The organism is Streptomyces sp. NPDC058375, assembly GCF_042723425.1.
GTDB classification, from domain to species: Bacteria; Actinomycetota; Actinomycetes; order Streptomycetales; family Streptomycetaceae; genus Streptomyces; species Streptomyces durocortorensis.
The window spans coordinates 1-4,949 of the sequence record NZ_JBHXJG010000375.1; the positions used below are offsets into that span (position 1 = coordinate 1).

At 73.0% G+C, this 4,949-nt stretch carries 4 protein-coding genes; 2 read left to right on the forward strand and 2 right to left on the reverse strand.

Annotated features, from left to right (window positions below):
* The first annotated feature begins 110 nt into the window (after positions 1 to 110).
* Entirely contained in the window at positions 111 to 1,037 is a 927-nt protein-coding gene (locus ACFWM7_RS33525) for a 1-phosphofructokinase family hexose kinase (protein WP_383268085.1), read from the forward strand.
* A 118-nt stretch (positions 1,038 to 1,155) separates the two neighbouring features.
* Here ACFWM7_RS33525 and ACFWM7_RS33530 read toward each other — a convergent pair whose 3' ends face one another.
* On the reverse strand, positions 1,156 to 2,160 hold the full coding sequence (locus ACFWM7_RS33530) for a carbohydrate-binding protein (protein WP_383268088.1): 1,005 nt from the start codon (positions 2,158 to 2,160) through the stop codon (positions 1,156 to 1,158).
* A 144-nt stretch (positions 2,161 to 2,304) separates the two neighbouring features.
* Positions 2,305 to 3,960 (reverse strand): diguanylate cyclase CdgB, encoded by a 1,656-nt coding sequence (gene cdgB / locus ACFWM7_RS33535; protein WP_383268090.1) that lies wholly within the window; start codon positions 3,958 to 3,960, stop codon positions 2,305 to 2,307.
* Between the two features lie 387 nt (positions 3,961 to 4,347).
* Here cdgB and ACFWM7_RS33540 point away from each other — a divergent pair, with 387 nt between their 5' ends.
* Positions 4,348 to 4,854, forward strand: a complete 507-nt coding sequence (locus ACFWM7_RS33540; RefSeq protein WP_030720633.1) for a flavin reductase family protein — start codon at positions 4,348 to 4,350, stop codon at positions 4,852 to 4,854.
* Positions 4,855 to 4,949: the final 95 nt, after the last annotated feature.

Below are 4,949 nucleotides of genomic sequence, written 5' to 3' on the forward strand. Positions count from 1 at the left end.
GAAACACACTCGTCCGACCGCCATCGCTTTGACATGATCATCGGCATCGCGTGCCGCGAGCGGCAGGCGTGCACCGCTGGCGCCACGCACCGAGGGAGGGACCGGCCCAGGTGATCCTGACCGTCACCCTGAACACCGCGCTCGACGTGACGTACACCGTCGACGCACTCGTCCCGCACGGCAGCCACCGGGTCGGCGAGGTCACCGAACGCCCCGGCGGCAAAGGGCTCAACGTCGCCCGGGTGCTGGGAGCCCTCGGCCACGACGCCGTGGTCACCGGCTTCGTCGGCGGCGCGACCGGAGGCGTCCTGCGCGATCTCCTCGCCCCGCTCCCGCCGCGCGACGCCCTCGTGACCGTCGCCGGGAACACCCGCCGCACCCTCGCGATCACCGACCGCTCGACCGGCGACACCACCCAGCTCAACGAACCCGGACCGCAGGTGAGCCCCGCCGAATGGGCCGCCTTCCTGCGGACGTACGAGGAGCTGGCCGCCGGGGCCGACGCGGTCGCGCTCTGCGGCTCCCTGCCGCCCGGCATCCATGTCGGGGCGTACGCCGAACTGGTCCGGATCGCCCGCGCCGCCGCCGTACCCGTGCTCCTGGACACCAGCGGCGAACCGCTGCGCCGGGGCATCGCCGCCCGCCCCGACCTGGTCAAGCCGAACGCCGAGGAGCTGGCCCAGCTGACCGGCTCCCGCGACCCGCTGCGCGCGGCCGGTGACGCCCGCCGCCGCGGGGCCCACGCGGTGATCGCCTCGCTCGGCCCGGAGGGCGTGCTCGCGCTCGCCCCGGACGGCGTCTGGCGGGCCGCCCCGCCCGCCCCCGTGCGCGGCAACCCGACCGGCGCGGGCGACTCCGCCGTCGCCGGGCTGCTGTCCGCCCTGGCCGAGGGGCTGCCCTGGCCGGAGCGGCTGGCCCGGGCGGTGGCCCTGTCGACGGCGACGGTGCTGGCCCCGACGGCCGGCGAGTTCGACGCGGCGGCCTACGCGGAGCTGCTGCCGCGCGTCTCGGTGGAGCCGTACGCCCCGGCCCCCTGACCGGACCGTCACGCCCCGGCTCCCCGATCCGACCGGGCCCTGCCGTCCGCACACGCCGACGCCCCGACCACCTCGGAGGCGGTCGGGGCGCGGGAAGGGCGCGGGGGTGCTTTGCCGGTCAGCTCTCGATGTGGCCGGACTTCAGCTCCAGCTGGTCGAGATTGGCGTCGCACTCGTCGCCCGTCTCGCACGACAGCTTGAGGGTGTTGGAGCCCTTGTCGAGCTGGACGTACGCGTACGTGTTCGTCCAGCCCTTCTCCAGATCGCCCTCGGGGGCCTGCGCGAAGTTCTTCATGTTGATGGAGCGGGGCTCCTGGTCGTTGACCGTCAGGGTCGTCTTCGCGTCCTTGCCGGGCACGCCGTAGGTCACGTACAGGGTGTACGCGCCGGCTTCGGGCACCTCCACCGACCAGGTGGCCGACCGGCCGACCTCGTTCAGGTTGATGTAGTTGCCGTTCGCGCCCTTGGCGCCCTTGACCGTGGAGTCCAGGGCCGCCGTGCCGCCCAGCGTCAGCGTCGCCGCGTCCTGCTTCGGCAGCTCGACCGGCTTCGGGGTCTCCTCCGGCTTCTTCTCCGGCTTCTTCGACTCCTCGACCTCGCCGGCGGGGCCCTGCGAGGAGGACGCCTCGTTGTTCTTGTCGCCCTCGTCGCCGTCGTCGCCCGTGAGCAGGGCGGCGCAGATGCCGATGAGGACGACCGCGACCACGGCGACCGCCGCGATCAGGAGCGCCTTCGTGTTCGGGCCGCCGCGGCCCGTGCCGCCGCCGTGGCCGCCCTGGGCCGGGGGCTGCCCGTGGGACGCGCCGCCGGGGTAGGTCTCGGGGGCCGCGTACTGCGGGTTCGGCCGGTTGTACTGCTGCGCGGGCTGGCCGTACGCCTGCTGGGGCGGGTAGCCGTACCCGCCCTGCTGCTGCGGCACCTGCTGCTGGCCGTACTGGCGCTCGCCGACGGCACGCACCTGGTTGTAGGACGTTCTGGGCACGCCCGGCTGCGCGGCCGGACCCGGGTAGCCGTAACCGCCCTGGCCGGGCGCCTGGGCGCCTGCCGCCTGTCCGTCCGCGTACAGATAGCCGAACGGATCGTCGTCCTCGGGCTTGCTCGCGCCGTTGTTTCCGGCCGTCATCCCTGGGTCACTCCTCACCATCTCGCCAGCCGTCGCCGACCGGCCGAGCCTACCTCGAACGGAGCAGCCCCCGAATTGCGCTCGGCGACCCGGGCGGCCTCAGGGGAACGGGTACGGGGTAGGGGGAGGAACGGGTCGTGAACGTCATCCGGCCCTGCGGTGAACCTTCGACCGGGAGCGTTTTTCCACGTACATCCGCTGGTCGGCGGAGCGCAGGACCTCTTCTACGCTCATTCCGCACTCGGCCCAGCCGATGCCGAAACTCGCCCCGACCCGGACCGCGCGACCGTCGACCCTTATGGGCGGAATGATGGCATTTCGCAGACGAACGGCCAGGTCAGCGGCGTCCGCCGCTCCGAGGCCGTCGGCCAGAACGACGAATTCGTCACCCCCGAGCCGGGCGACGGTGTCGCCGTCCCGCACACAGGTGCTCAGCCGCCGGGCGACCTCGATGAGCACGGCGTCGCCGGTGTGGTGCCCGAAGCGGTCGTTGATGGACTTGAAACCGTCGAGGTCGCAGAAGAGGACCGCGAGCCCCTTCGTCCCGTCGTCGTGCTCCGGATCCGGGGCCACCGTGTGCACATGGTGGTCGAAGGGCCCGCCGCCGGGGATCGCCTCGCCCTCGTAGCCGTCGGCCTGGTAGCCGTGGGTGAGGGAGGACTCGACGTCCCCGTACGCCGCGTCCAGCGCCTCGATCGCGGTGGCGGCAGGGGAGTGCGGCCGCTCGCAGATCCGGGCGCTGAGCCGCGACTTCAGCTCGGCGCTGTTGGGCAGCCCGGTCAGCGCGTCGTGCGAGGCGCGGTGGGCGAGGTTCAGCTCATGGCGCTTGCGCTCCTCTATGTCCTCGACGTGGGTGAGCAGGAAGCGCGGCCCGTCGGCGGCGTCCGCGACGACCGAGTTGCGCAGCGAGACCCAGAGATACGTGCCGTCCCGGCGGCTGAGGCGCAGCTCGGCCCGGCCGCCCTCGGCGGAGGTGCGCAGCAGGGTACCGATGTCCTCGGGGTGGACCAGGTCGGCGAAGGAGTACCGGCGCAGGACGGAGGCGGGGCGGCCGAGCAGCCGGCACAGGGCGTCGTTGGTGCGCAGCAGCCGGCCGTGCTGGTCGCCGCCCATCTCGGCGATGGCCATGCCGCTGGGCGCGTACTCGAAGGCCTGCCGGAACGACTCCTCGCTGGCCCGCAGCGCCTGCTGCTCGCGCTCCAGCCGGACCAGCGCACGCTGCATGTTGGCCCGCAGGCGGGCGTTGCTGATGGCGATGGCGGCCTGGGAGGCGTACATCTGGAGCGCTTCGCGCCCCCATGCGCCGGGGCGGCGTCCGTTGCGCGGCCGGTCGACGGATATGACCCCGAGGAGGTCCCGGCCGCCGCCGGACGCGTACATCGGGGCGTAGAGCCGGTCGAGCGGGTGCCACTCGTCCTCGAACCGGGGTTCGGGGCCCTCGGTGTGCCACTGCGGTACGTCGTCGTCGAGGAGGACCCAGCCCTCGGTGTGCGGGATGAACCGGAGGTCGTCCCAGGCCTCGCCCATGGAGAGCCGGCGTTCCCAGGAGGCGCGGGAGCCGACGCGGCCGGTGATCAGGGCTTCGGCGGCCGCGTTGCCCGCGAAGGCGGCGATGACGAGGTCGCCGTCCGGCCGGACCAGGTTGACGCAGCCCAGCTCGTAGCCGAGACCGGCGACGATCCCGTCGGCCACGGTCTGCAGCGTGTCCGCCAGACTCCGCGCCGTATTGAGATCAGCGACGGCCTGATGCAGCTGCCGCATGGTCGCAAGACGGACGTACGGTTCCGACTCGGCCTCCATCGCTCGCACTCCCCGAGACCTCGACAGCAACTCCAGGTTTCATATCGACGTACTTGTTGCAGTGTCACGGCCACTGAATCACAGTGAGCTGTGCACCCGGTACACAGGGTCAGCAGAAAATGGACTCTGTGACTCAAGTCACAACAGATGGCCAGGTGGGGGCGGTGACTCACGGCGACGACGATCGTTCCGCGGTCACCGGGGGGGATGGGTTCCCGTTGTGTGCGCCCGCGCACGCCCCCTCTCCCGCCGCCCCCCTCCCGGGGTCCTAGGACCTGCCTGGTCCCCTGGCCCGATGCGGCCGGCCGGCCCCCCGGTTAGCGTCGGGGTGTGCTCCAGACGAAGCCCCCCACCCCGCGCCCCGAGACCGTCCCTCATGCTGAGGGAGTGAGCAACGACGAGTTCCGCGCCGCCCTCGCGCGGCTGGCCGCCGGGGTGGTGCTGGTCACGGCCCAGGAGCCGCCCCTCGACGAGGACGGCCGGGGCGAGGACGTGGGCATGACGGCGACCGCCTTCATGTCCGTGTCCCTGGAGCCGCCCCTGGTGATGGTGAGCCTGCGCAACGGCTCCCGGATGGACGACCTGCTGGACGAGCAGCCGCTGTGGGCGGTCTCCGTCCTGGCCGCGAGCCAGCGGCACATCGCGGGCCGGTTCGCCATGAAGGGCCGGATCAGCGACCGGCTGTTGTTCGAGGACGTCGCGTACGTACGGGGCGAGGTGACGCACGCTCCGCTGATCGGCGGGGCGCTGGCGACGCTGGAGTGCCGCACCGAGCAGCGCGTGGTGGCCGGGGACCACACCCTGGTGATCGGGCGGGTGCTCACGGCGGAGCTGCCGAGCCCGGAGGGCGACCCGCTGACGTACTTCAAGGGCCGCTACCGGCAGCTGGGCTGACGCCCCGTCCCCGGTCGGCCCGTCACCGCCCGGGACGCCCGCACCGGGAGACGCGCCTTGCGGCCCGCCCCGGCGCGCCTCCCCGCCCGCCGGGG